This is a genomic window from Anoxybacillus ayderensis (assembly GCF_000833605.1).
Taxonomy (GTDB): Bacteria; Bacillota; Bacilli; order Bacillales; family Anoxybacillaceae; genus Anoxybacillus; species Anoxybacillus ayderensis.
Genome location: NZ_JXTG01000069.1, coordinates 1 through 668, shown reverse-complemented (window position 1 = coordinate 668; position 668 = coordinate 1). Strand labels below are relative to the sequence as shown.

The window sequence follows — 668 nt, the reverse complement described above, 5'->3', positions numbered from 1 at the left end:
GGTCCCTATCCGTCGCGGGCGTAGGAAATTTGAGAGGAGCTGTCCTTAGTACGAGAGGACCGGGATGGACGCACCGCTGGTGTACCAGTTGTTCCGCCAGGAGCACAGCTGGGTAGCTATGTGCGGAAGGGATAAGCGCTGAAAGCATCTAAGCGTGAAGCCCCCCTCAAGATGAGATTTCCCATCGCGTCAAGCGAGTAAGATCCCTTGAAGATGACAAGGTAGATAGGTCCGAGGTGGAAGCGTGGCGACACGTGCAGCTGACGGATACTAATCGATCGAGGACTTAACTAAGCACACAAGAAAAGCGGAGAACGGTTCTTGACGTAGTCAAGAAAACATCCGACAGAGCCAAAAGCTTTTGACGAAGACGTGCGTGCACGTCGAACGGAAAAAGCGAAGGCGTAGGAGGATGTTAGTTCGAAGCTAGACACAAGAAAAGCGTAGGCGACTACACAAAACCTGTTATCTAGTTTTGAAGGAATAAAAAAAGCTTGACAACAAAAAATATTCCTTTATAATAACATTTGTCTAAAGCATGTTTGCTCGGTGACGATGGCGGAGAGGTCACACCCGTTCCCATCCCGAACACGGAAGTTAAGCTCTCCAGCGCCGATGGTAGTTGGCGGGACACCGCCTGCGAGAGTAGGACGTTGCCGGGCAAGATG

At 50.9% G+C, this 668-nt stretch carries 2 rRNA genes; both read left to right on the top strand.

Annotation, left to right across the window (positions count from 1 at the left end):
- A 23S ribosomal RNA gene (locus tag JV16_RS14960) occupies positions 1 to 294 on the top strand; the annotation flags it as partial.
- Between the two features lie 251 nt (positions 295 to 545).
- Positions 546 to 662: ribosomal RNA gene (gene rrf / locus JV16_RS14955) — 5S ribosomal RNA — on the top strand.
- Positions 663 to 668 lie beyond the last annotated feature (6 nt).